This is a genomic window from Streptomyces scabiei 87.22, assembly GCF_000091305.1.
GTDB classification, from domain to species: domain Bacteria; phylum Actinomycetota; class Actinomycetes; order Streptomycetales; family Streptomycetaceae; genus Streptomyces; species Streptomyces scabiei.
This window is the reverse complement of sequence record NC_013929.1, coordinates 123,794-146,249: the sequence shown is the minus strand read 5'-3', so window position 1 is coordinate 146,249 and position 22,456 is coordinate 123,794. Positions and strand designations below refer to the sequence as shown.

General features: G+C 69.5%; 17 protein-coding genes and 8 pseudogenes. 15 read left to right on the top strand and 10 right to left on the bottom strand.

Annotation, left to right across the window (positions count from 1 at the left end):
• Positions 1-338: 338 nt before the first annotated feature.
• Together SCAB_RS00620 and SCAB_RS00615 are read left to right on the top strand one after the other, a co-directional pair.
• Positions 339-1,712, top strand: coding sequence for a salicylate synthase (locus SCAB_RS00620; RefSeq protein WP_037723808.1), 1,374 nt, complete (start codon positions 339-341; stop codon positions 1,710-1,712).
• Positions 1,713-1,812: 100 nt separating this feature from the next.
• Positions 1,813-3,738 carry an AfsR/SARP family transcriptional regulator gene (locus SCAB_RS00615; protein ID WP_012998100.1) on the top strand — a complete coding sequence of 642 codons (1,926 nt, stop codon included), beginning with the start codon at positions 1,813-1,815 and terminating at the stop codon, positions 3,736-3,738.
• A 118-nt stretch (positions 3,739-3,856) separates the two neighbouring features.
• Here SCAB_RS00615 and SCAB_RS00610 read toward each other — a convergent pair whose 3' ends face one another.
• The 4 genes from SCAB_RS00610 to SCAB_RS00595 form a co-directional block, all read right to left on the bottom strand.
• The gene (locus SCAB_RS00610) at positions 3,857-4,813 is read right to left on the bottom strand and encodes an AMP-binding protein (protein WP_078580000.1); all 957 of its coding nucleotides are present in this window, start codon (positions 4,811-4,813) and stop codon (positions 3,857-3,859) included.
• A gap of 40 nt (positions 4,814-4,853) precedes the next feature.
• The gene (locus SCAB_RS00605) at positions 4,854-5,771 is read right to left on the bottom strand and encodes an IS3 family transposase (protein ID WP_012998059.1); all 918 of its coding nucleotides are present in this window, start codon (positions 5,769-5,771) and stop codon (positions 4,854-4,856) included.
• On the bottom strand, positions 5,768-6,076 hold the full coding sequence (locus SCAB_RS00600; protein WP_041668893.1) for a transposase: 309 nt from the start codon (positions 6,074-6,076) through the stop codon (positions 5,768-5,770). Before SCAB_RS00600 ends, SCAB_RS00605 begins: the two co-directional genes overlap by 4 nt.
• A gap of 66 nt (positions 6,077-6,142) precedes the next feature.
• Entirely contained in the window at positions 6,143-6,472 is a 330-nt protein-coding gene (locus SCAB_RS00595) for an AMP-binding protein (RefSeq protein WP_041668768.1), read from the bottom strand.
• Positions 6,473-6,859: 387 nt separating this feature from the next.
• Between SCAB_RS00595 and SCAB_RS00590 the strand changes: the two genes are divergently transcribed.
• The 3 genes and pseudogenes from SCAB_RS00590 to SCAB_RS48165 all read left to right on the top strand — a co-directional run.
• Complete coding sequence (locus SCAB_RS00590; protein ID WP_041668767.1) at positions 6,860-7,168, top strand: IS3 family transposase; 309 nt, start codon at positions 6,860-6,862, stop codon at positions 7,166-7,168.
• Complete coding sequence (locus SCAB_RS00585; RefSeq protein ID WP_012998095.1) at positions 7,165-8,037, top strand: IS3 family transposase; 873 nt, start codon at positions 7,165-7,167, stop codon at positions 8,035-8,037. Before SCAB_RS00590 ends, SCAB_RS00585 begins: the two co-directional genes overlap by 4 nt.
• 136 nt (positions 8,038-8,173) lie before the next feature.
• A pseudogene (locus tag SCAB_RS48165) lies at positions 8,174-8,402 on the top strand (thiamine pyrophosphate-binding protein); the annotation flags it as partial.
• Positions 8,403-8,552: 150 nt separating this feature from the next.
• Here the strand turns inward: SCAB_RS48165 and SCAB_RS00580 are convergent.
• A pseudogene (locus tag SCAB_RS00580) lies at positions 8,553-9,533 on the bottom strand (FG-GAP-like repeat-containing protein); the annotation flags it as partial.
• Positions 9,529-9,858 (bottom strand): annotated as a pseudogene (locus SCAB_RS44265) (transposase); the annotation flags it as partial. The pseudogenes SCAB_RS00580 and SCAB_RS44265, both read right to left, overlap by 5 nt.
• Before the next feature lie 50 nt (positions 9,859-9,908).
• Between SCAB_RS44265 and SCAB_RS00570 the strand changes: the two are divergent.
• From SCAB_RS00570 to SCAB_RS00545, 7 genes and pseudogenes are all read left to right on the top strand, one after another.
• Entirely contained in the window at positions 9,909-11,990 is a 2,082-nt protein-coding gene (locus SCAB_RS00570) for an ISAzo13 family transposase (protein ID WP_041668763.1), read from the top strand.
• A pseudogene (locus SCAB_RS44260) lies at positions 11,950-12,417 on the top strand (transposase); the annotation flags it as partial. The gene SCAB_RS00570 and the pseudogene SCAB_RS44260, both read left to right, overlap by 41 nt.
• A 1-nt stretch (position 12,418) precedes the next feature.
• Positions 12,419-12,586, top strand: a pseudogene (locus tag SCAB_RS44255) (aldo/keto reductase); the annotation flags it as partial.
• Positions 12,587-12,813: 227 nt separating this feature from the next.
• Positions 12,814-13,851, top strand: a pseudogene (locus SCAB_RS00560) (transposase); the annotation flags it as partial.
• A gap of 64 nt (positions 13,852-13,915) precedes the next feature.
• Positions 13,916-14,164, top strand: a complete 249-nt coding sequence (locus SCAB_RS00555) for a hypothetical protein (RefSeq protein WP_041668762.1) — start codon at positions 13,916-13,918, stop codon at positions 14,162-14,164.
• A 350-nt stretch (positions 14,165-14,514) separates the two neighbouring features.
• Positions 14,515-17,082, top strand: coding sequence for a type II toxin-antitoxin system prevent-host-death family antitoxin (locus SCAB_RS00550; RefSeq protein ID WP_012998091.1), 2,568 nt, complete (start codon positions 14,515-14,517; stop codon positions 17,080-17,082).
• A complete protein-coding gene (locus SCAB_RS00545; RefSeq protein ID WP_012998090.1) occupies positions 17,082-17,654 on the top strand; it encodes a hypothetical protein in 573 nt (190 codons plus the stop codon). The genes SCAB_RS00550 and SCAB_RS00545 overlap by 1 nt, the downstream gene beginning before the upstream one ends.
• Before the next feature lie 15 nt (positions 17,655-17,669).
• Here SCAB_RS00545 and SCAB_RS44250 read toward each other — a convergent pair whose 3' ends face one another.
• Positions 17,670-18,158 carry a transposase gene (locus SCAB_RS44250; protein ID WP_231884876.1) on the bottom strand — a complete coding sequence of 163 codons (489 nt, stop codon included), beginning with the start codon at positions 18,156-18,158 and terminating at the stop codon, positions 17,670-17,672.
• 469 nt (positions 18,159-18,627) lie between these two features.
• Positions 18,628-19,479, bottom strand: a complete 852-nt coding sequence (locus SCAB_RS00540) for a DUF4394 domain-containing protein (protein ID WP_041668760.1) — start codon at positions 19,477-19,479, stop codon at positions 18,628-18,630.
• A 77-nt stretch (positions 19,480-19,556) separates the two neighbouring features.
• Between SCAB_RS00540 and SCAB_RS00535 the strand changes: the two genes are divergently transcribed.
• A complete protein-coding gene (locus SCAB_RS00535; RefSeq protein ID WP_012998088.1) occupies positions 19,557-19,892 on the top strand; it encodes a hypothetical protein in 336 nt (111 codons plus the stop codon).
• Between the two features lie 134 nt (positions 19,893-20,026).
• On the opposite strand, the pseudogene SCAB_RS45815 reads toward SCAB_RS00535, so the two are convergent.
• A pseudogene (locus tag SCAB_RS45815) lies at positions 20,027-20,314 on the bottom strand (serine hydrolase domain-containing protein); the annotation flags it as partial.
• Between the two features lie 415 nt (positions 20,315-20,729).
• On the opposite strand from SCAB_RS45815, the pseudogene SCAB_RS44240 reads away from it, so the two are divergent.
• Positions 20,730-21,313 (top strand): annotated as a pseudogene (locus tag SCAB_RS44240) (LLM class flavin-dependent oxidoreductase); the annotation flags it as partial.
• 40 nt (positions 21,314-21,353) lie between these two features.
• Entirely contained in the window at positions 21,354-21,482 is a 129-nt protein-coding gene (locus tag SCAB_RS48950) for a hypothetical protein (RefSeq protein ID WP_267889145.1), read from the top strand.
• A gap of 14 nt (positions 21,483-21,496) precedes the next feature.
• Here the strand turns inward: SCAB_RS48950 and SCAB_RS00520 are convergent, their stop codons facing one another.
• Complete coding sequence (locus SCAB_RS00520; protein ID WP_041668758.1) at positions 21,497-22,402, bottom strand: LysR family transcriptional regulator; 906 nt, start codon at positions 22,400-22,402, stop codon at positions 21,497-21,499.
• Positions 22,403-22,456: the final 54 nt, after the last annotated feature.

Sequence of the window (22,456 nt, the reverse complement as noted above, 5' to 3'; positions counted from 1 at the left end):
TAATGCATGGTCGGATTTCAGTGATAGTGGGATGCTCTTCTCGCGGGGTTGAGCGGATCGACTCCATGTCTTCTGCCGCCCGTTGAGGGCGATGATCATGTCGTGCGTTGTGCGACCACAACGCTGTCCGCTGTCTGTCTGAACCCTGTGTATCGGTATGTGCGGGTGACGCTGCGTCCCCATTGATCCGGGATGTTCATCGCTGTCACCCTGTCATGCCTGTTTCTCGTAGGCCTGCTCCACCTGCCCGGCTTTCCGTGAGGCGAGGACTGCGGCCGTCGGCGAGCTCACCCCTGCTCGGCCGGACGTGGCGTCGCCCTGTACTCGGAGGAAGTGACATGAAGGCCCATTACCGCACTGCCGTGGTGCACACCTCCCGTGAACCGCTGGACATCGCCGTGGGGTTCGCCGCCTCAGGCCTCTTCGACACGACCATGGTCCACGAGACCGCGGGCGAGTGGTCCATAGCCGGCGGAGTCGCCGCCGAGGTGATAGTCGATTCCGAAAGCATCAGGTGCACGAGAGACGGTGTCACCAGAGCGGAACCCTGGTCCGGCGACCCGCTCACCTCGGTGAAGAACTTCCTGGCCGACCTGCCGATCCATGATTGGACGGCGTACGGCTGGTGTGCGTTCGAGCTCTCCCACGCCATCGCCGGAATGGCGGGAGAAGAGGGAACGCTTCTTCACCTCGTGGTCCCACGGACAGAGCTTCGACTGGCCGACTCCCGGGTCTACCTGCGCAGCCTCGACAGCGACGCGCTGGCCGCCGCCGAGAACATGGTGGCCCGGATCGCGGCGGAGTCCACGCCGACCGAATTACCGACCGTTCCGGCCGACCTCGAAATCGGTGCGGACGCCTATCGTCGGAGTGTCGCGTCGCTCGTCGCGGAAATCCGTGCGGGCAAGCTGCAGAAGGCCATCCTTTCCCGGGAGATACCCGTAGCCGCCCAGATCGACTTCCCGGCGAGCTATCACAAGGGACGCCTGGAGAACACGCCCGCCCGATCCTTCCTTTTCGACATGGGCGGGCTGCGCTGCTTCGGGTTCAGCCCGGAGACCGTCGTAGAGGTCTCCGCCGACGGCCGCGTGTCCAGCCAGCCGCTCGCCGGCACGCGAGCTCTGACCGGGGATCCCCAGTTGGACCAGAAGCTCCGGGACGACCTTCTCGCGGACCCCAAGGAACTGCACGAACACGCCATTTCAGTGAAGGTTGCGGTCGACGAACTGATCGGCCCGTGCGAGCCGGAGTCGGTCGTCGTCCAGGAGTACATGTCGATCAAGGAGCGTGGTTCGGTCCAGCACCTGGCCTCCCGTGTGGTGGGGCAGCTGCCCCAGGGCGCCAGTTGCTGGGACGCCTTCGCCGCCGTCTTCCCGGCCGTCACGGCCTCCGGAGTGCCCAAGGAGTCCGCCTACCAGGCCATCAGCCGGTACGAGCGGAACCGGCGCGGCCCCTACGCGGGTGCCGTGCTGAAAGTCGGCGAGGACGGTGCCATGGACGCCGCCCTGGTGCTGCGCAGTGTCTACGCGCAAAGTAGCCGGACCTGGTTGCGGGCCGGCGCCGGCATCGTCGAGCGCTCCACACCGGATCGTGAACTCGAGGAGACGCGGGAGAAGCTGCGGTGTGTCGCCGCGTCGTTGGTGGGGTGCGCCGACCGCGCCGGAACCACGGCCCTCCGCACGGACGCCGTCCGTTCCGGAGCACGTGGCTGATCGAGCGATATCTCTGCTGGCGAGGAGCGGACCGATGGCTGGAGGCGACAGCACGATGCTGACGGTGAGGGAATGTCTCTCTGTTCAGTTACTGGGCCCCGTGCGTGCCTGGAGAGGCGACACGGAGGTCGTCCTGGGTCCGCCGAAGCAGCGTGCCGTCCTCGCGCTGCTGGCCGACCGGGCCGGTGACGTGGTGAGTATCGAGCACATCATCGACGCGGTCTGGGGAAGCGATGTCCCGCAGACCGCCGCCAACGGTGTGCACACCTATGTGGCCGGGCTGCGCCGGGTCCTGGATCCCGGCCGCAGCAGGCGGGGCAGCAGCTCCGTGCTGGTCTCCGCGGCCGGGGGCTACTGCTTGCGCGTCAGCCCCGACGTGGTGGACCTCACCCGGTTCACCCGGTGCCACGCACAGGCCCGCCGGGCCCGCGCGGAAGGCGATCTCAACGGGGCCCTGAAGCTGTACCAGGAATGCCTGTCCCTGTGGCGCGGCGAGGCGTACGGGGGCATCCCGGGGCCGCACGCGGCCATGGAACGCACTCGGCTGCAGGACCTGCGGATGACGGTCGTCGAGGAATGGGCGTCGGACATGCTGCGGGCGGGACGCCAGGGCGAGGTCGTGGCAGACCTGTCCGCGGCGGTGGCCGAGGAGCCGTTGCGGGAGAAGCTGCGCTGGCTGCTGATGCTCGCCCTGTACCGCTGCGACAGGCAGGCTCACGCGCTGGCCGTCTACACGGAGACGCAGCGGCTGCTCAGCCGGGAACTGGGCATCGAGCCGGGCGCGGAGCTGGCGAACCTGCACCAGGACATCCTGGCCGGACGCGAGGTCGCCGCCTGCCGGGACGAGTCCCGGGCTCCGGTCGCCGCCCTGGTGGGCAGCGCGCCGCACGATCGTCCACGCCCCGCGCAACTGCCGCCGGTGGCGAGGGGCTTCGTAGGCCGTGGGACGGAACTGAGCGACCTTGAGGAGCTGTTGTCCGAAGACGTGTCGCGCTCCGGCGCCGCCATGACCGTGGCCGTCGTGGACGGCCTGGCGGGCGTGGGCAAGACGGAGTTCGCCTTGCAGCTGGCCCACAGGCTCACCGACCGTTTCCCGGACGGCCAGCTGTTCGTCGATCTCGGCAGCACGGGCCTGCGGGGCAAGCGGCTCACGGCGTCGGAGGCGCTCGGCCAACTGCTGAGCAGTCTCGGCGTCGACGATGACCGGATGCCCGGCGATCCGGCCGGGCGGATCAGCCTCTACCGCAGTCTGCTGCACGGGCGGCGGATGCTGGTGGTGCTCGACGACGCGCTCAGCGCCGAACAGGCCCGCTCGCTGATCCCCGGCGGCCCGTCGATCGTGCTCGTCACCAGTCGGCATCGGCTCACCGGACTCGTGATCCGGGACGGGGCCCACCCGATCACGCTCGGTCCGCTGTCCGAGCGCGAGTCGACGGAGCTGTTGACCTACCTGGGCGGGGACCGGCTCCGGCACGAGAGGGCGGCCACGACACGCATGGCGCGCATCTGCGAGGGGCTCCCGCTGGCCCTGCGCAGCGTGGTCGAGGCACTGATCGCGGCACATGACGTCCCGACGACCACGGCTGTCAGCCGCTACGCCGACAGGCGCCGACTACTGGACCACCTCACCGTGGAGGGCGACGCGGCCGCGAACGTGCGCACGGTGTTCGAGGCGTCCTACCGGGCGCTGCCCGAGGAGGCAGCCCGCATGTTCCGCTACTTGGGCCTGTCCTCCGTCGGCCCGATCACCCTGCAACAGGCCGCACTTCTGGCCGACACGAGCCTGACGACCACTCGGCGCCTGCTCGACGTACTCGCCGACCGGCATCTGCTGGAGCGGACCTCCCAGGGCTGCTACCGGTTCCACGGCCTGATCGGAATCTACGCCGCCGAGTGCGCCGAGTACGAGCCGAAGAGCCACCGTGACCTCGCACTTATCCGACTGCGTGAATGGGAGGACGACTTCGTCTCGCGCCGCGTGGCGGCACTGGAGCAGAACAAGACGCCCCAGGTGACGATGGTCTGACCGGCCCCGTGACGGAAGAGGCGGGGCCTGGTCCCCCGTCCCCTCCCCGCGCGGTCGAGCGAATCCCGGCTGCCGCACCCCACCGGCCGGCCCCGGCGGGCGCGGCAGCCGGCCCTCGTCAGGCCGGTCCGGCCAGTCGGAAGCCGCCGTCCGCCGAACGGCGCACCGATACTCGGGAGCGCAGCAGCGCGGTCTCCTCCCAGGCCGGCGCCGCGATGCCGGGGCGGCGGACGGCGTCGAAGGGGAGCGCGTCACCGGCGCCGCACAACTCACCTTCGTGGCCCACCTCCTGAGCGCGGCCATTGCGGTCCAGGACGCGCGCCCGGACGTGCGGCACCGCGGTGCCGAGTGCGCCCGGCGACTCCGCGTCGCCCGTCGGCCGGACCTCTCGGGAGGTCCAGGGCAACGCGCCGTCGATGGGGGCGAAATCGGCGCGCAGCCGCGTACCCGGCAGTGCCGCGAAGTGCCGGGCGACCAGTGCATCCGGCACCGGGCCGCCGAGGAGCTGCACGAGCCGTGGCCGGATGGGGAGCGTCGCCACGACGGCGTCGTACTCCTCGGGACTGAACACGGCGGCGCACAGCATCCCGTCGCGTGCCACCGGCGCCCCGGTGTCCGGCAGCGCGCGCAGCGAGCCCCCACATGCGAACGCCCACCACATCGCGGACACGGCGCGCGGGTCGGCCGGAGGGCCGGCCACGAAGACCCGGTGCGGCGCGGGGCCCGCCGCCCGGATCCGCTGTGCGGTGGCGAGCCGCCAGGCCCGGTGGTCGGTCAGGTAGCCGACGGGTCCGTCGGGCCCGCCGCCGGAGAGCATCAAGTAGGCGGCTTCCCTGGGGTGGGACAGGGGGAGCGCCGACTCCCGCCGGTGAGCGGCGGCGAGTCGCGTGGTCCCCTGGTCGTCGAGGGGCAGCGCTGCGAACCGCCGCGGCCACGCGCCCCGGGTGGAACGGCTGCACAGGACGGTGGAGGCGCCGCTGATGGAGGCGATCGCGCGCAGTTGCGCCCGGTTGTGGCCGTGCGCGGCCGGCACGCACACCCCTCCCGCCTTCAGGACGGCCAACTGCGCCACCAGTGCCTGCTGTGAGGTTCCCCCGTCATGCGGGAGCCGCTGATCAGCTGGTCAGCAGGGGTTGACGGGTGTTCAGATTCGTTGGTTCGGCCGTCGCCTGCTCGGCGTAGTACTTCTCCTCGAACTCGATCGGGCTGAGGAAGCCGAGCCGTTCCTGGATGCGGCGGGAGTTATAGAAGCCGTCGATGTACTCGAAGAGCGCGAGATTCGCCTCGGCCCTCGTGGTGAAGGTGCGGCCACGGAGGCCCTCGGTTTTGATGAGCATCCAGAGGTTCTCCGCGAGGGCGTTGTCGTACGAGTCCCCGACGGAGCCCATGGACGCCTCAACTCCCGCCCGCATCAGCCGGGTTGTGAGCTTGATGGACGTGTACTGACAGCCGTGGTCGGCGTGGTGGATGAGCTTGCCCGGCTCGACCTCGCGGGACGCGAGCGCGTACTCCAGCGTGGTCAGGACCAGGTCGGCGTCCGCGCGGGCGGAGGTCTCCCACGCGACCACCCGCCGGGAGAATGCGTCCCGGATCGCGGAGAGCCACAACGGTCCCTCGCCGGTGGAGACCATCGTGAGGTCGGTGACCCACAACCGGTTCGGCGCCGGTGCGGTGAAGTCCCGGTTGACCAGGTCCGGGGCGAGGCTGGCCTTGGGATCGCGGCGCGTGAAGCCCTTCCGCCGCGGGCTGATCCCCGCGATGTCGGCCTCGCGCATCAGGCGCTCGACCCGCTTGCGGCCCACGCGTGTGCCCTCGCGTCTGAGGACGGCGTGCACGCGCGGCGATCCGTAATTGCCGCCGGACTCCGCGTGGATCTCCTTGATCCGCTCGGCCAGTTCGACGTCGCGGCGTCGCCGTTCGCACGGTTCCTTCTCCGCGCGGCGCCAGCGGTAGTAGGTGGAGGAGGGGATGTGCAGTTCCCGCAGGACGCACTCGACTCCCAGGCGGGGATGCTCGTCAACGAGCGCCGTCACCTGGGCCGGGTCGGGTCGAGTTGCGCCGCGAAAAAAGCCGAGGCCGTCCGCAGGACGTCGTTGGCCCGCTTGAGCTGGGCGTTCTCCTTGCGCAGGGCCGCGAGCTCGGCGCGTTCGTCGGTGGTGAGACGGTCGTCGCGTTCGCCGGCGTCCGCCTCGGCCTGGCGGATCCAGCCGCGCAGGGCCTCGGGGTGCACGCCGAGGTCGACGGCCAGCTTCTTGATCTGCGGCTTCGGCTCGGTGGTGCGGTACATCCGTACCGCACGCTCACGCAACTCGAGCGAGTATTTCCGGGGTGCAGCCATGGTCACAGGTCCTCTCATGAGTCCCATCTGACCCGCTGTCAACTTCCTCCGCATCTCGGGGGAACCTCACTGGTGGTCGTCACAGTGGATGATTACGGGATCGCCGAGCTGGACTCCAGCGTGGATCAGCACCGACGCCAGCTGCGTGGCCCGTAGTTCGGCCTTGGCGAAACTCAGTTCGCCGCGGGCGTCCTGTATGGCGACCGCGTCGGGACGGCGTCGGGCCGCCCGGGTGAACAGGGCGTCCAGGGTGTCCTCCGATGACGAAAGCGGCCCCCCGACCACAGTATGGCGCGTGCCGGGGCCGGAGGCATGCGCCATGCCGAGGGCGGGTGCGGGGCGAGGTATCCGTACGGCGCGCACGTGGCTTGGCGTCATGGCGCGGTCAGTGGTCACGGGGCTTCCTCCCAGTTGGCATGGGACCAGCCTGGTCGTACCGTCTGGGGAAGTTCTTGATGAACGTCCCCCTCCTCGGATGGCGGCCACGAGGCAGCGGCGCGGTCCTGCAACAGGGGGTGCCGGAACGCGGCCGGGTGCCTACGCCCACCTTTCGGAGGGCCACGGCCTGTGGTGACCGATTCGCGCGTGCTGCCATCGAACGGCCGGCGATCGCGTGCAACGAGTGCGTTGCACGGAGGTGCCCGCGGTGCCCGCCTTCGGGTTACCCAGACGAGAACTCTGGTCTCGCAGCGCTGCAGCTCGTCGGCCCATCCTCGGGTTTGGGCTTGATCCGCTTTGACGGACATTCGAGATCAGGGGTTCTGCCCCGGGAGGATGTCCATCATGGAGAGCATGGGGAAGAAGAAGCCTCGGCCTCGCCGTTCGTTCACGCCGGAGTTCAAGGCGGAGATCGTCGAGCTGTGCCGGCGTGGTGACCGCTCGGTCGGTCAGATCGCCAAGGACTTCGACCTGACGGAGACCGCGGTGCGGCTGTGGGTCAGCCAGGCCGAGGTCGACGCGGGCGAACGCGATGGCCTGGCCAGCAGTGAACGCGAGGAGCTGGCCGCGTTGCGGCGGGAGAACCGCCGGCTGCGCGAGGTCGTCGAGGTCCTCAAGCGTGCGACGGCTTTCTTCGCGAAGGAGACCCGGTGACGGTGCACCCGTTCATCGAGGCGGAGAAGCGTGCGGGTCACAGCGTCAAACGGGCGTGTGAGCTGCTGAAGGTCTCCCGGACCGCCTTCTATGCCCGCCGCACCGCAACGCCCGGTCCACGCGCGGTCCGTGACGCCGAACTGGCGGCACAGATCACCGATGTCCACACACGATCGCGGGGAACCTACGGTGCCCCGCGCGTCCATGCGATGCTCAAGCGGGCGGGCGCCGGGTGCGGGCGGCGCCGGGTCGCGCGGCTGATGCGGGCAGCCGGCCTGCAAGGCAGGCATCGCAGACGGCGGCACCTGACGACGGTCCCCGATCCGAAAGCTGTTCTGCGGCCCGATCTCATCGCCCGCGACTTCCGGCCCGACCCCGACGGGCTGGATACCCGCTGGTGCGGCGACATCACCTACATCGCCACGGACGAGGGCTGGCTCTACCTGGCCACCGTCATCGACATCGCCTCCCGCCGCGTGGTCGGCTGGGCAACAGCTGATCACCTGCAGACCGATCTGGTCGCCGATGCCCTCACGGCCGCCTGCCGACAACGTCGCCCCACCTGGCCGGTGATCTTCCACTCGGACCGCGGCTGCCAATACACCAGTCAGCAACTCGCCGCACTGGCAGAGCAGTTGGGAGTCCGCCTGTCGGTCGGCCGCACCGGACAATGCTGGGACAACGCACTCGCCGAGTCGTTCTTCGCCACCATCAAACGCGAGTTGCTCGACACCACCGCCTGGCCCAGCCGGGCCGCCGTCCGCACCGCGATCTTCGATTTCATCGAGGGCTGGTACAACTTGCACCGTCTGCACAGCAGCCTCGGCTATCGCAGCCCCGCCGAATACGAGACCGCACTCGCAGCCTGACCACCACACCAACGGTGTCCGTCAAAGCGAAACAAGCTCACCGGTCTCCGGCGCGTCCAGGAGGACCTTGCGTCGGTCCTCCAACTCATCGGCCCGCAGTGCCTCGCGCTGCCGGTGCACCTATCGCACGAGAGGAGGCCCTTACGGCATCGTGCGCGAGGACAGGGCGGACGCCTTCGGCCGGTCCACGGCGGCCGGGCTGTCCCGTCCGGGCTTGGTGGCGTACGCGGAGTCTTTCGACGTCCCTGGCGTACGCACCACCCCGGACTCCCTGGCCGACGACTTCCGCCAAGTCCCTCGCCACGCCCGCCCCTTCGGCGGTCGTGCTGCCTGCGGTGCTGCGGATGCTCGCGCCGACGCACCTGGACCGAGGCGGTGAAGCGGCCCGCGCACCTCGGCCGAGGCGGCGAGTGTGCCCGCGCACCTCGGCCGAAGCCGCCTCGCCCCGCCCCGGACATGACGGTGGGGCGGCACCAGGCCGCCCCACCGAACCCCCGTTGCCCGCTTCGGCCCGGTCAGCGCAGGAGCGCGCCGAAGCGGGCGCCCGTGGCGGGCGCCGAGAGGTCGCCGGCGCCGAACGCGAGGGACGACGTGGCCGTGAGGCCGGTCGCCGTGCCGCGCAGCACCCAGACCGCGCCGTTCCAGCCGTTCTCGGCCTCGGAACCGGCCGCGAGGTCGGCGTGGCCGTCACCGTCGACGTCCAGCAGTGCGCTGCTCGCGCCGAACTGGTCGTCGCTCTCCGCGGCTCCGGCTACCCCGGCGGTGTCCTGGTGGAAGATCTGCGTACCGGCGCCCGTGACACCGGAGGCGCTGCCGGGGACCAGGGCGACGGACCCGGCGTCGGTGAGGTCGCCGATGTCCTCGCCCGGGATGCCGAGGGCGATGTCGCCGAAGCCGTCACCGTTGACGTCCGCCACCGAGACCGTGGAGCCGATCCCGTCGCCTTCCTCCTCCGCGCCGGGGAACCCGGGCAGGTCCTGGTCGAAGGTCTGTACGCGCTCCTCGGACAGGCCGGAGGCCGCCCCGAACGCGATTCGGACCTTGTCGCCGCTCCAGCCACCGTTCCCGTAGTTGCCCACCACGACGTCGTCGAACCCGTCGTTGTTCACGTCCCCGATGCCGGTGCCCGTACCGGTGGCCGTGCCGTCCGCGGGGACCCAGCCGCGGGTGAAGCCCGTGCTGCCGCCGCCGAGGAACAGACGGTTGCCCCACTGGCCGTCGCCCGCGTACTTCCAGGCGACGATGTCGTCCTTGCCGTCGCCGTCGCCGTTGACGTCACCGGCCCGGGTGGAGCGGATGGGCCCGCTGATCGAGTCGCCGTCCTCCTGACAGCCGCCGTTGGTGGCGCAGGACGCGTCGCCTGCGTCGTCGCCCCACCAGTCGGCCCTGTCCAGCAGCGGCAGGATGGCGGTGGGCTGTCCGGCACGGGTGACCGGGCCCTTCCACACGGTGGCGTCGCCGCTCGCCGGGTCGTCGCCCGCGCCGGACAGGGCACTTGAGGGCGGCGGCCTCGTTGGGGAAGTGTCCGCGGGCGCGGACGGCCTTGCGGATGCGGGCGTTCACGGACTCGATCGCGTTCGTCGAGCAGATGACCTTGCGTATCTCAACGTCGAAGGAGAGGAAGGGCACGAACTCGGCCCAGGCGTTCTCCCACAGTTTGATGATCGCCGGATACTTCCGGCCCCACGCCTCCTGGAACTCCAGGAACCGCTCCGTCGCCGCATCCTCGCTGGGGGCGGTGTAGACGGGCTTGAGGGCCTTGGCGACCTTGTCCCAGTCCTGGCGGGCCGCGTAACGGAACGAATTGCGCAGGAGGTGGAGCCGTACGGAAACAAGATGTCTCCTTCTGTGGTGTGCCTCGTTGACCTGGTATGGCGTTGTTGGAGGGGAAGCACGGTCGACTCGCCGTGCGGTTCGAGGTGTTGCTGCCACATCTGGACGAGCGGCAGCGGAGGCTGCTGCTGGCCACCGAGGCGAGACTGCTGGGGCACGGCGGTGTCCGGGCGGTCGCACGGGCCGCGGGGGTGAGCGAGACCACGGTCCGCAGGGGAGTCTTCGAGCTGGAGGCGGGCGAGACCACGGCGTCCGCGGGGCGGACCCGGAGGCCAGGCGGGGGCCGCAAGCGTGCGGAGCAGGTCGATCCGGCTCTGCTGCCCGCGCTGTTGGCGCTGGTCGAGCCGGATGAGCGGGGCGATCCGATGTCGCCGCTGCGGTGGACGACGAAGTCGCTACGGATCCTCGCGGACGAGCTGACGGGCCAAGGCCATCCCGTCTCGGCGATGACGGTGGGCAGGCTGCTGAAGGACAACGGATTCAGCCTCCAGGCCCAGGCTAAAACCTTGGAGGGCGAGCAACACCCGAACCGGGACGCCCAGTTCCGCTACATCAACGAGCAGGTCAAACGACACCGGGCCGACGACGAGCCCGTCATCAGCGTGGACACGAAGAAGAAGGAGATGCTCGGCCAGCTGCCGAACCCCGGTCGGCAGTGGCGCCCGAAGGGTGACCCGGTCCGGGTCGATGACCACAGCTTCTTCTCCGGGCCGACGGGCGAAGCCGCCATCCCTTATGGAATCTACGATCCTTCGGCGGACACCGGCTGGGTCAACGTTGGCGTGGATCACGACACCTCGGTCTTCGCGGTCGCCTCGATCCGCCGCTGGTGGCAGGCCCGGGGCCGCCATGACTATCCGCAGGCCAGCCAGCTATTGATTACCGCGGACGCGGGTGGCTCCAACGGCTACCGCTACCGCCTCTGGAAGGCGGAGCTAGCCGAATTCGCCGCCGAGACCGGGCTGGCAGTCACTGTCTGTCACTTCCCTCCCGGCACCTCGAAGTGGAACAAGATCGAGCACCGGCTCTTCTCCCACATCACGATGAACTGGCGGGGCCGCCCGCTGACCAGCCACGAAGTTGTCGTCAACGCCATCGCGGCGACGAAGACCCGCAGCGGACTGCGGGTCGAAGCCGAACTCGACACCGGGCGCTACCCCCTGGGCATCGAGGTCAGCAAGGCCCAGCTGAAGAGCCTGCCGATCGAGTACCACGACACCCACGGCACCTGGAACTACACCGTCCGCCCCGACGGCCCCTGCGACGGCGAGCCCACACCCCTCACAGACCGTGACGCTGCCCGCCGACGGGTCCTCGACCTGCTGGCCGAGCCGGCCCTGACCGGGATGAGCCGCGAGGACCTGACCGCCCTGGCCGGCAAACTCACGCCCGAGCTGGGCCCGCTTCGCGAGGAACGACTGCACCGCAAGCGCGGCGGCCCGCGCCGCCACGGCGCCGGAGACAACAAGCGCCCGGTCCTCGCCCCCGCGGACCGCATCCTGCTGAGCGTGATCTACCTCCGCCACGTGTGCTCGCAGAACCTCCTCGCCGAGATGCTGGGTCTGTGCCAGCGCACCCTCGGCCCGTCCATCAAGGAGATCCGACGCCTCCTCCAGGAACACAGCATCTCCATCACGCCCACCACGCTGTGCTTCTCAAGCAGTCAGGAGCTCGAGGATTTCGTACGCTCCGGGACCCCGGTCACCGCCCGCCTCCAGCGCACCCACCACCTGGCCGACCCTGCCCTGACCGGCATGGACCGCACCGAACTGGCCCTGCTCATCGACCAGTTGTCGCTTCAGCAAGCCGCCCTGATCGAGCGGCGCCGCCACCAGCATCGGGGCGGACCACGCCGGCCCGGCACCCGCGGCGGCGTCTTCCGGCAGAAGATCACCGATGCCGAACGCCTCCTGGCCGCAGTCCTCTACGAGCGCAAGCTCGGCACCCGACAAGTCCTGGCAGACGCCTTCGGCGTCAGCCTCGGCACCCTCAACAACGCGCTCAAAGACGCCCAACCCGTCCTCCGCGAAGCCGGGATCACCCTTCCTCCCGCCCCGACCCGCTTCGCCACCGGCGCCGAACTGCTGGCATCCATCGACAGCAACACGCCGACAGGTTGATTCTTTACGGCTCCACCTCCTGCGGGCCTCGTTCCGTTACGCGGCCCGACAGGACTGGGACAAGGTCGCGAAGGCACTCAAGCCCGTCTACACCGCGCCGACCGAGGACGCGGCCACGACACGGTTCCTGGAATTCGCCGAGACCTGGGGCAAGAAATACCCGGCGATCGTCCGCCTCTGGGAGTCCAGCTGGGCGGAGTTCACGCCTTTCCTTCAGTTTGACGCGGAAATACGCCGCATTGTGTGCACGACCAACAGCATCGAGAGCGTCAACGCCCGCATCCGCAAGGCCGTCCGTGCCCGCGGGCACTTCCCCACGGAGCAGGCCGCGCTCAAGTGCGTCTATATGGCGGTCATGAGCCTCGACCCGACCGGCGCCGGCCGCAAACGCTGGACCATGCGCTGGAAGGGCGCCATGAACGCCTTCGACCGGGGCGACCGTCAACCAGGTCGTGCTGGCCTGGCAGTTGGGCGGCCCGCTCCCGATCGTGCCACTCGCGGGGGTCTCCTCGGTGGCGCAGCTGGAGGAGAACCTCGCCGCCGTGGACCTGGAGCTGACCGCCGAACAACGCCACCGGCTCGACGCGGCGCACTGAACCGGCGCGCGGCCCGCTGACCTGGCGCCGGCCCGTGCACTGCCGGCGCGCCGGGACACGAGGTGACCGGGCGCTCCGGTGTGGTTCGCCTTCGCTTTCGTCTGCTTGCCCTCCCGGGAGGCGAGGTAACTTTCTTCGGCCGGGTCCCCAGCGTGCTCGGCCTCGCCACCCGGCTCGGCCTCGCCAACACCACCTTCCGCCGCAACTTCCCCGACATCTGCGCCGGGACGGCGGTGCTGGACGCGGTCCGTCTGGAGCTCGGTGTCGATGTCGCTGCGGTGACCACCATGCAGATCCGTGAGGTCGTCGAGCGGCTGGTCGCGGCCGGCCAGTGGAAGCCGGGCGACCCGGGAATCATGGTCGTGCTGGACGCCGGATACGACGCCCCGCGCATCGCCCACCTGCTGGACGGCCTGCCCGTCGAGATCCTCGGCCGACTCCGTTCAGACCGGGTGATGAGGCGTCCGACACCCTCCCGCGAAGAGTTTCACCTGGCCAACCCCAAGGGCGGCCGGCCGCCCAAGCACGGCGGCGGGTTCGTCTTCGGCGACCCCACAACCTGGGGCACCGAGAAGGCCGTGACGGCCACGGACACCCGGCTCTACGGAAAGGCCACCGCACAAGCGTGGGACCGACTGCACCCGCGGTTGACCCGCCGGGCCGCCTGGCTCGACCACAACGGCCCGCTGCCCATCATCGAGGGAACCGTCATCCGCCTGGTCGTTCAGAAGCTGCCCAGCGGCGGAGTCAACAAGCCAGTCTGGCTGTAGTGGTCACGCACCGGCGCCACCCAAGTGCACGTCGATCGCTGCTGGCAGTCCTTCCTCCGCCGCTTCGACATCGAGCACACATTCCGCCTGTTCAAACAGACCCTTGGCTGGACCAAGCCCCGGCTTCGCAGCTTCGAAGCGGCCGACCGGTGGACCTGGCTGGTGATCGCCGCCTATGCCCAGCTCCGGCTCGCCCGACCGCTGGCCGCCGACCTGCGCAGGCCCTGGGAGAAGCCGACCGAGGCCAACAAGCTCACGCCCTCCCGCGTCCGGCGGGGGTTCAGAAACCTGCGCACGAAGACCGGCTCCCCCGCCGGTGCACCGAAACCATCTCGTCCCGGACCCGGAGGACCTCCAGGCTCGAAGAATCGTCAGCTGGCCACCCGCCGTGGAGTGGGGAGAGTTCTCGCGACCGGCGAGGCATACACCCGTCCGGCCCATCACAAAGTTGGCACCAAGCCCCGACGTCAAACGTCACACCCGCCCCGGCAGTGAGATCTTCACGGCAGTCGGGTTGGATAGCGATGCGGCGTGACAGCCAGAAGCGGGGGGAAGGGAATTGTTCACGTTCCTTGTGCTGGGCTTTGTGCTGGTCGCCCTCGCCATCGTCCTGGCCGCCATCGGGGTGCACGCTCTGCTGCTCGGCCGTATGCCCGGTCGATGGCTTCAGCAGCAAGTACGGCAACCCAGATTCTGGGGAGCAGGGGCGATCCTGATACTGATCAGCTGGAACTTGCGCTCCCCATCGCTTCTGGTCGTCGGTGTCGGCCTCATCGCGATTGGACATGCAGTGAAGTCCTCACGATGAAGCCGGGCCGACCCTTGAGGTTAAAACGCCAAGCTGAGCGCGGCCTACTCCGCCCGTCGGTCACGTCGCGTACAAGGACGAGCCCGGGGTGCAGGAGTCGGTGACGGGGAGCTGAGTCCGCCAGTTCGGCGGGTGTGATCGTCTGCGGACGGTGCGGAGTGGAGGCCGGGGCCGGTGGTCCCGGCCTTCCCGCTGTTCGCTTCTGATCGGCTGTGGCACCCCGACCCGTCAACCCACCCATTACAGGATCACCAATAGTAAGTGAGAGTCTTAAAACACTCAGTGGCGTTACAAGTTGACTGAGTGGATTCGGCTATGATTGTGGGTGGTTCAGATCATAGGGAGGGTGAGTGAGTCAGTCACCGCAGGAAGAGGGCGCGATCAACGCGACCACGGCGCGGAACAGCCTGTACTCGCTGGTGAAGCTCGTCGAAGAGGAGGGGCGCACCACGTTGATCACCAAGCACAAGGTGCGCGCTCTGCTGGTGCCGCTGGACCGGTTCCCGGCAGCCCGGAGGACCGATGCCTTCCCGGCTCACGTGCTGAGTACGGCGCAGAGGGACTTCGGTGACCTCGTCACGCTGGCGGCCCAGGGTCAGCCGCAGGTGCTCCTGCGGAACACGACCCCGGTCGCGGTGCTGCTCCCCGCCGACTCCTCTCCTGATGCCCTCTCGTCCGACACGGCTGCGTACCCCGGCGCGGCGTCCGCAGGAGGTGCGGTGAACAGTCAAGGCAGCCAGGACCGCGGCAGCACGCCCCGCAGGCTCGCCACGCTCGGTGACGCCATCGGTTCCGTACTCACCGACGGCCCTGTCGGCGGCCCCACCTTCGGGCTGTCAGGCCTGGACACCGCCACCGGCGGTCTGCAGCGGGGCAAGCTGACGCTCGTAGCAGCCCGCCCGAGCGTCGGCGGAAGCCTGCTGGGTCTGGCGGCCGCACGGAAGACGGCCCTTGTCGACCACGACATGGTCCTGTACGCGGCCTCGGGGCCGAACCGGGACGACATCTTCCGCCGTATCATCTCCGCCGAGACCGGCGGCGAGTACGCGCGTCTCAAGCAGGGCCGCCTTACCCAGCATGAGCAGAACATCGCCCACCAACTCGTCCAGGCCGGCGACCTCCTGATGATCGACGACGGCAGCGACCTGACGGCCGAGGACATCAGGGAGACCGCCCCGCACATGGAGGGCCTGGCCCTCGTGGTCGTCGACCGCCTGCAGACCGTCCACAGCGCTCGCCTGCCGCTGTCCGGGGAGCGTCTCCCGGCGGCCTCCCAGGTACTGGCCACTCTCGCGCGCACCCTGCACGTACCCGTGCTCGCTATCGTGGACAGCGACGACCCCGCACTCCTGGATCTCCTGGACGCCGACGTCACGTTGACCCTCACGCCGACCGAGGACCCGGCCCGGGTCCAGGTGACGGTCACGGAGCGCGACTTCGGCACGATCGGTTCTGCGTACCTTCAGCCCGATCTGGTCCACGCCCGCTTCCTCGACGCCGGTGCCGCGCCCCTCGAACACACCGACAGCCCGGCAGGACCGGGACTCTCGGCGGCCGTCGGCGAGACGGCAGCGCGGGAGCTGGCCGAAGCCGCACTTCCCTACACGGCCGGCGGACACCAGGGGATCCCCGCCGCCCTCACCCGCGAGCTGGCCGCCTGGCGGACCGCGGTCAAGAGCGGCGACCAAGGCGCGCTGACGGCACTCCTGCCGTCGCTGCTCCAGGCCGCCGCCACGGTCTCCCAGTGGCCGGACACCCACGAGGGCCACCGCCTCGCCAACGCGCTTCGGCCCTACGGCACGTCCCAGTCCGCCGGCACTGCCGGAGGCGCCGGGCAGCCCCAAGCCACTGGTGCAGCTGTTCACGCCCCGGTGGACAACACACAGGCCCGGGCCAGCGTGCCCGAGGACGGGGAAGAGGACGGCGAGGACGGTCTGGCGCCGGGGGATGAGGAGGACGAACCCGAGGGCCACGTCTTCCCTGCCTTGAAGATCCTCAAGGACTCGGTCGGCCGCTCGAAGATGCACCCGATCAAGGTCATCCGCAAGGAGGAGCGCGACAGCGGCCCGTGGCCGCTGATCACCGAGCACATGGACGGCGAGCCTCGCTGGGTCCACCCCGGCGTCACCGCCAGCCGCGTTCCCCACATCCGGGCGAACGGCAAGCGGGTGCGCCGCGACCAACTCGACGTGCCTGAGTCCTTCGGTGAGGGCGTGCTGTGCCTGATCGACCGCAACGGGTCCTTCCCCTCCGCCTGTTCGGCCGTTCCCCTCGCCCCGAACAAGCTCCTTCACACCGGCCCGCTCGACGAGTACGACAAGGCCGGCGCAGGCATCTACCTCATCGACATCCCGGAGTGGGCCCGCACCGACATGCCGCACCCCCTGGGGCGGATCATCGACCGTCCCGACGAGAACGGCCACGTGTGGGTCACCACCCCCCACATCAAGCAACTGATGAAGCTCGTCCGGGACAACCACCTCGCCGCCATGCCGGCCATCCACGATTCCTGGACAGGCAAGGCCAACGAGTCCCTCTTCAAGCCCTTCTACGAGGCCACCCGCAAGGCACGCACCGAACTCGTCCAGGCCGGCGGCGACCCCTACAAGGCGTACAAGACCCGCCTGTCCATCGCGCTGCGCCTGTTGTGGCCCAAGCGCCCCGCACAGCGCTCACCGTTCTGGCGGCCGGACTGGCGCATGAGCATGGTCGCCGAGGCATCCGTCCGCCACTGGACCGTCGCCTTCAAGGCCGTCCAGGAAGGCCACACACTCGTCGCCCTGCGCAACGTCGACCAGGCCATCTTCTGGACTCCGCCCGGCACCCCGCCGTCCACGTACCGGATCGGCACCGGCTTCGGCGAAGTCAAGCGCAAGTTCGTCCAGGCCGGCCAGACCATCCTCGAAGGTGACGACTGATGGCCGGTCCCACCGGACGCGGCAACTCCCTGGGCGCCGCCCTCAACGACCTCCTGCGCACCCAGGTCACCCCCCGCCACCGGCTATCGTCGTACAACGCCAAACACTGGCACGCCCAGCTCAGTCAGCTCACCGCGACCCACCGCGGCCAGCAGGCCCTGGCGGACGCCGGTCTCCACGTCACGGCCAAGACGCTCATCAACTGGCTGTCCGACGCCGAGTACAACGTCCGCCGCAGCTACCTGGACATCATCCACACCGCGTACGAGAACGTCGCCGTCGTCCCTGCCGACCCGATCCCCCGTCACATCAAGCGAGGCCAGTACGAGATCAGCGGCATCGTCAAAACCGGGGACGACGAACGCACCCGCGGCACCGTGGACGCCGCGCCCCTGCGGATCGACGGCACCCGGGGCCAGTGGGACGCGATCGAGGAACTCTGGTTCGCCGGCGAACTCTCCGATGACGAGTTCGAGGACCACTTCATCGACGACGTCATCGTCGAGGACATCGGCGAAGGCACCGACGGATGGGAGTTCCCCGGCGCCTCGTACGCCGTCGAGGTCAGGTAACAGCACGCGGTGAGTTCATGAGCTTGATTCTTGACTCGGGGTTATTGGAGTTGCCGAGGTCAGGTGCCCAGGGCGCGCCAGGATTTTGGCCTGGAGATCCGGCACCGGTCGAGGTAGCTCTGGAAGGCGGTCGGTCGTCGGGAAGGGGGTGCCTTCTCGGTTGGTGGGAGACCACTGAGGCGCTCGATGTTGATGGCGATGGCCGTCAGAACGTGCTGGACATGGGCTTTGCTCTGTCCTTCGGTAGCGGCAGCGGCAGCGGCAGCGGCAGCGGCAGCGGCGCATGCCGTGTCCGTGGTCGAACTCGTTGACCGTTCCCTCGACTCCGGAGCGGACCGCGTAGCGGGTCTTCCACTCGGGCGTCTGCTGCTCGGCACGGACGCGGAGTTGCAGGTCGCGGAGCTCGCGCGGGGGAAAGCCCACGGTGCGGGCGCTGTCGGCGGTACTGGTGCACTGGGCGCGAGCCGGGCAGGGGCGGCACTGGCTCTTGGTGAATCGTGCCACGATCAGCGGGGCCGCGGTGGGCGAGGAGGTCGGGTAGGGGCCGTACCTGCCCGCTGACCTGGCCCTGGGGACAGGCGACCTGCTGACGGTCGTAGTCGATGTGGAGGTCGTCCGCCCCGTCCCGCTCCACGATGCCCAGGCGGCGAAGGAAGTTCCTCTCCGGCTGCGGCTGACGGGCCCCGGGAGCACCGTCGTCCGGACCGCCCGCCCCTTCGGGGCCAATGCCGTGACTTGGTTCGAACGCTATTCGAACACCTCGCTGTTGGACTGCTGCCAGCCCGAAGGGAATCTCCGGGTTCGTCCCGCTGCCCCGCCGCCGGCCGTCGAGCGCACCCGGCAATCCGGTCCGTGAACGGCGGCTGTATCCCGGTACATGTGGCACCGGTTCCGGCGCCCCCGTGCACGCGAGCCGGGCGGTCTGCGGGAGACAGTTCCCGCAGACCGCCACCACCGCCGCCGTCTTTGGCGGCTACTTCTGGTCGATCGGCAGGGCCAGGTCGGTGACCTGGAACTTCTTCGGGAAGGAGCCCTTGTCCGTTGCCTTTCCGGTCAGCAGGTTCACCCCGTACAGACGGTGGACACCGGCCGTGGCGATGGCGGCGAAGCCGCGGTTCGTGCCGCTGGTCGGGTGGTAGTAGATGTCGAACCCGGCGTCCAGGGCCGCGTCGACACCGAGGTTCCCGGTGGGCGCCAGGGTGCCGGCGTTGGCCGGGGACTGCAGTGAGATCCGGTCGGCCATGGTGTCGAGGTCGAACAGGGTCGTCGCCGTCGCGGTGCTGAGGTCGTTGTTGGTGTAGGCGGCGCCGGTGACACCCCGCGCGGTCGACGGCGGCGTGGTCGGGTTGGTGAGCGTTCCGTCGACGGTGGTGGTCAGCGGGGCGGCGGGGTCGTCGATGTTGTGCCGCAGGTTCTGCCCGGTGTCGGAGACGACCCGCAGCCGGTTCGCGGCCGGGTTGAAGTCGACACCGAACGCGGTGCCCGACAGCGCCACCGTCAGCTGGGAGACCTTCCTCGCCTTCGCGCGGGCGTCCAGGGTGTAGATGCCACCCCTGTCGCCGACGCCGTACAGCTTCCCGTTCTGCACGCGGAAGTCGATCCCGACCAGCCTGCTGTCCCCGGCCAGCCCGGAGATCTTGCCCAACGACCAGGCATGGGCGGGCCTGTCGACGTCGAACTCGACCAGCCGCTGACTCTCCGTCAGGCCGATCGCGGTCAGCCCGCCGCCCCCGGCCGAGGCCGGGACGCTGCCGAACGCGAGCGCAGGGGCCGCACACGAGGCCGCCAGCACGACGGCGAAAGCCGCCATCACTCGTTTACGCATGTTCTCTTCCCTTTCCCGATGCCCCGGACAAGGTCGCCCGGAGCTCTGCAGGGAATCCGCCGCCCCGCCAGGCGCGGATGGGAGTCCGCCGCGACCGCCACCCGTACGGCCCCCTCGTCTCACCCGTACGGCCCCGCGCATGCCCCGGCCTCGCGATCACACGCAGGACCGTCACCGGCCTCGCCGACCGGCTCCCGACCGTCGCGCCGGACCTGCCCGGGCACCCGGACTACCCCCGCATCCTCGCCGCCTTCAACCACGCGACCCGGCCGCTGCGGGCCAAGGACGTCTGCGAAGCCTTCGGCCACGAACTGCTGCCGAAGAGCGTCGAAGGCACCCGCGCCAAGCTGAAACGCCTGGTCAAACTCGGGATCCTCACCGAAGCCGACACTGGCAACTTCGCAAGGAAGTAATAGCGGCGAGCACCGCTGTCAATGCCACGAGCGCGCCGAGTGCGGCTTTACGTGCTTTCTCCTCCTGATCGTCGGTATGCGGTATCGCTCGAGGCGGTCACTGATGCAGATGCGCGCGGACCAGAGGTCTGGTGCGAAAGGTCCACGAGTTCCTGGTAGCTGAACACCCGGTTGCGGACCGCCTCGAAGCCGGGCACGGTCTGCTCGAACATCGCGTTGGTGTAGTCCGCGAGCCCGCTGCGGTGGGTGAGGAGGTGGCGCACCGTGATCCGGTCGTCGGGCAGCGGGCCGGGAAGATGACGGTTCACCGGAGCGTCGAGCTCCAGCCGCCCCTCCTGGACGAGTTGGAGCAGCACCACGCTGGAGAAGGTGTTGCTGACGCTTCCGATGCGGAAACGTGCGCGGACGTCCATGGGGACGCCGGTCTACTGGTGGTACAGCAGCCGTACCCCTGCTGAACAGCCAAGACGGTAGTTGGCGCGGCCTTCTGGCGCGGGATGGTCCGGAAATGGTCCGGATCTTGGTACGTGCTGGCGCGGGCGGCGGGAATCGAGCAGGAGCGGGTAGCCGTGGGAGTGATCGGTAGCGGGTAGGGCGCTCACTCGGGTGGCCCTGTGTTATCGGCTACGGCCGGTGGTCGTCGCAGAGCCATCCGCGGGGTAGAAGCGCGCGCGGCAGGGCTGCACGCTGCGGGAACTCATCACCGCGGCACAGGACACCGGACACTGGGCCGCCGCGGGAACCTCCGAGCAACTCGCCGACTTCGTCGAGGAATGCTTCCGCGCAGGCGTCCTGGACGTGATCTCACTGGGCGGTCTCGCGGACCCGCGCCAGCACGACCTCGTCGCCAACGGCCGCTTCGATCTGGGCCTGGGCCGCTCGGGCGGCCGTCCGCCGGGACAGCCGGCCGCACCGTTGCCGAAGGCGACCCCGGTCGTCGACGGCCGCACTCCGAACGGCCTGTTGATTCCGCCCCGTTTCTCCTTCGAGCATCTGCTCGGGTCACCCCGTATCGCGCTGCAACGGAGGCTGCTTCTCCTGCAGGGCGCCGAGTCACAGGACTACGCGGAGCAGATCGACGACCGACGGCCATGGTCCTGGAGGCGGTGGAGGGTTACCGGCCCTTCTTCCAGCCTTCCGAGTTCCTCGACAAGCCGTACGTCAGCGTCTCGGCGGACGTCGTCGTCGCCGAGAACGACGACACCGCCCGCGCACTCGCCACCGGCTACGGTCCGTGGGTCCGCAGCATCCGCACCGCCGAGGGCGCCATCGAGTACCCGACGCCGGAGGAAGCGCGCGCCCACCCATGGACCGGCGAGGACCGGGCCCTCGTCCAGGATCGCCTCGACACCCAGTTCGTCGGCTCACCGGGCCGGGTGGCCGACCAGCTCGAACAACTCCAAGAAGCTACGGGTGGTGAGGGCCGGCACGGCCAGGTCGGAGTCCGCGACGGACAGAGTGGTGGCAGACCCAGCCCGTGACTGCAAGGCGTTGCCTTCCACGGCCGGCACCCGCACGGACACGCCGCCGCTGACGGTCCAGCAGATCGCCGTGGTGGTCGCGTGGACCGTGGACGTACGGGTGCGGTGACCTGACGGCGCCGACTACGAGGCTCCGCACCTGGCCAGGGTGGTTCGTGCCAGCCGACGTAGCCAGGCGTGGGCGTGGTCGGTGTCGTAGCGCTGATGCCATGACAGGTATATCGGTGCCGACGGCAGTTCGAGCGGGAGGGGGAGCACCACCAGGCCCAGGTCGGCGGCCGCCGGCCGCGTGGTGGCTTCGGGGACACTGATCAGGTTGTCGGAGCCGCGCACGAACTCCAGCGCGGCCGCTTCCGTGGGCACTGTCGCCACCACGCGGCGGGAGAGGCCGAGCCGCGCGAGGGCGTCGTCGATGGCATTCCCGAGGTTTCCACGCCGCGAGACGGTGATGTGCTCGGCGGCGGCGTACCGCTTCGCGGTGACGGTGCCGACGCGGGTGAGGGGGTGCCCCTGCCTCATGACGATGACGAGGTGGGTCTCGCCCACGTTCTCGACACGAATGTCCGGTGCGTTCGGGCGGTTGGCGTTCGCCTCCAGGTCGACCTCGCCGCGCCGCAACTCCGGGGTGTCGGTGCTCGATTCCGCGACGAAGCGCAGTCGCACGCCCGGCGCCTGGTCGCGGACGGCGGCGAGCAACGCGGGGCCGCTCAAGGCGACCAGGGAATCGTGCCAGCGGAGTGTGAACGTGCGCTCCAACGTTGCCAGATCGAGTTCACGGCTCGGTGCCAGCACCCCCTGGACCTGGTGCAGCAGCTCATGCACCTGCTCCCGGACGGCGATCGCATACGGCGTCGGGGCCATCGTACGGCCGGTGCGCACCAGGATCTGATCCCCGGTCGTGCGCCGAATCCGGCCCAGGCTCCGGCTCATCGCGGGGGCGGTGACATGCAGACGCGCCGCCGCCCCGGCCACACTGCCCTCCTCCAGCAGCGCGTCCAGGGCGGCGAGCAGGTTCAAGTCCAATTGCATGTGGGTAATCCTAGACGTGCCTGACATGCATTTGAAGTTAACTGTGGGGCTGCA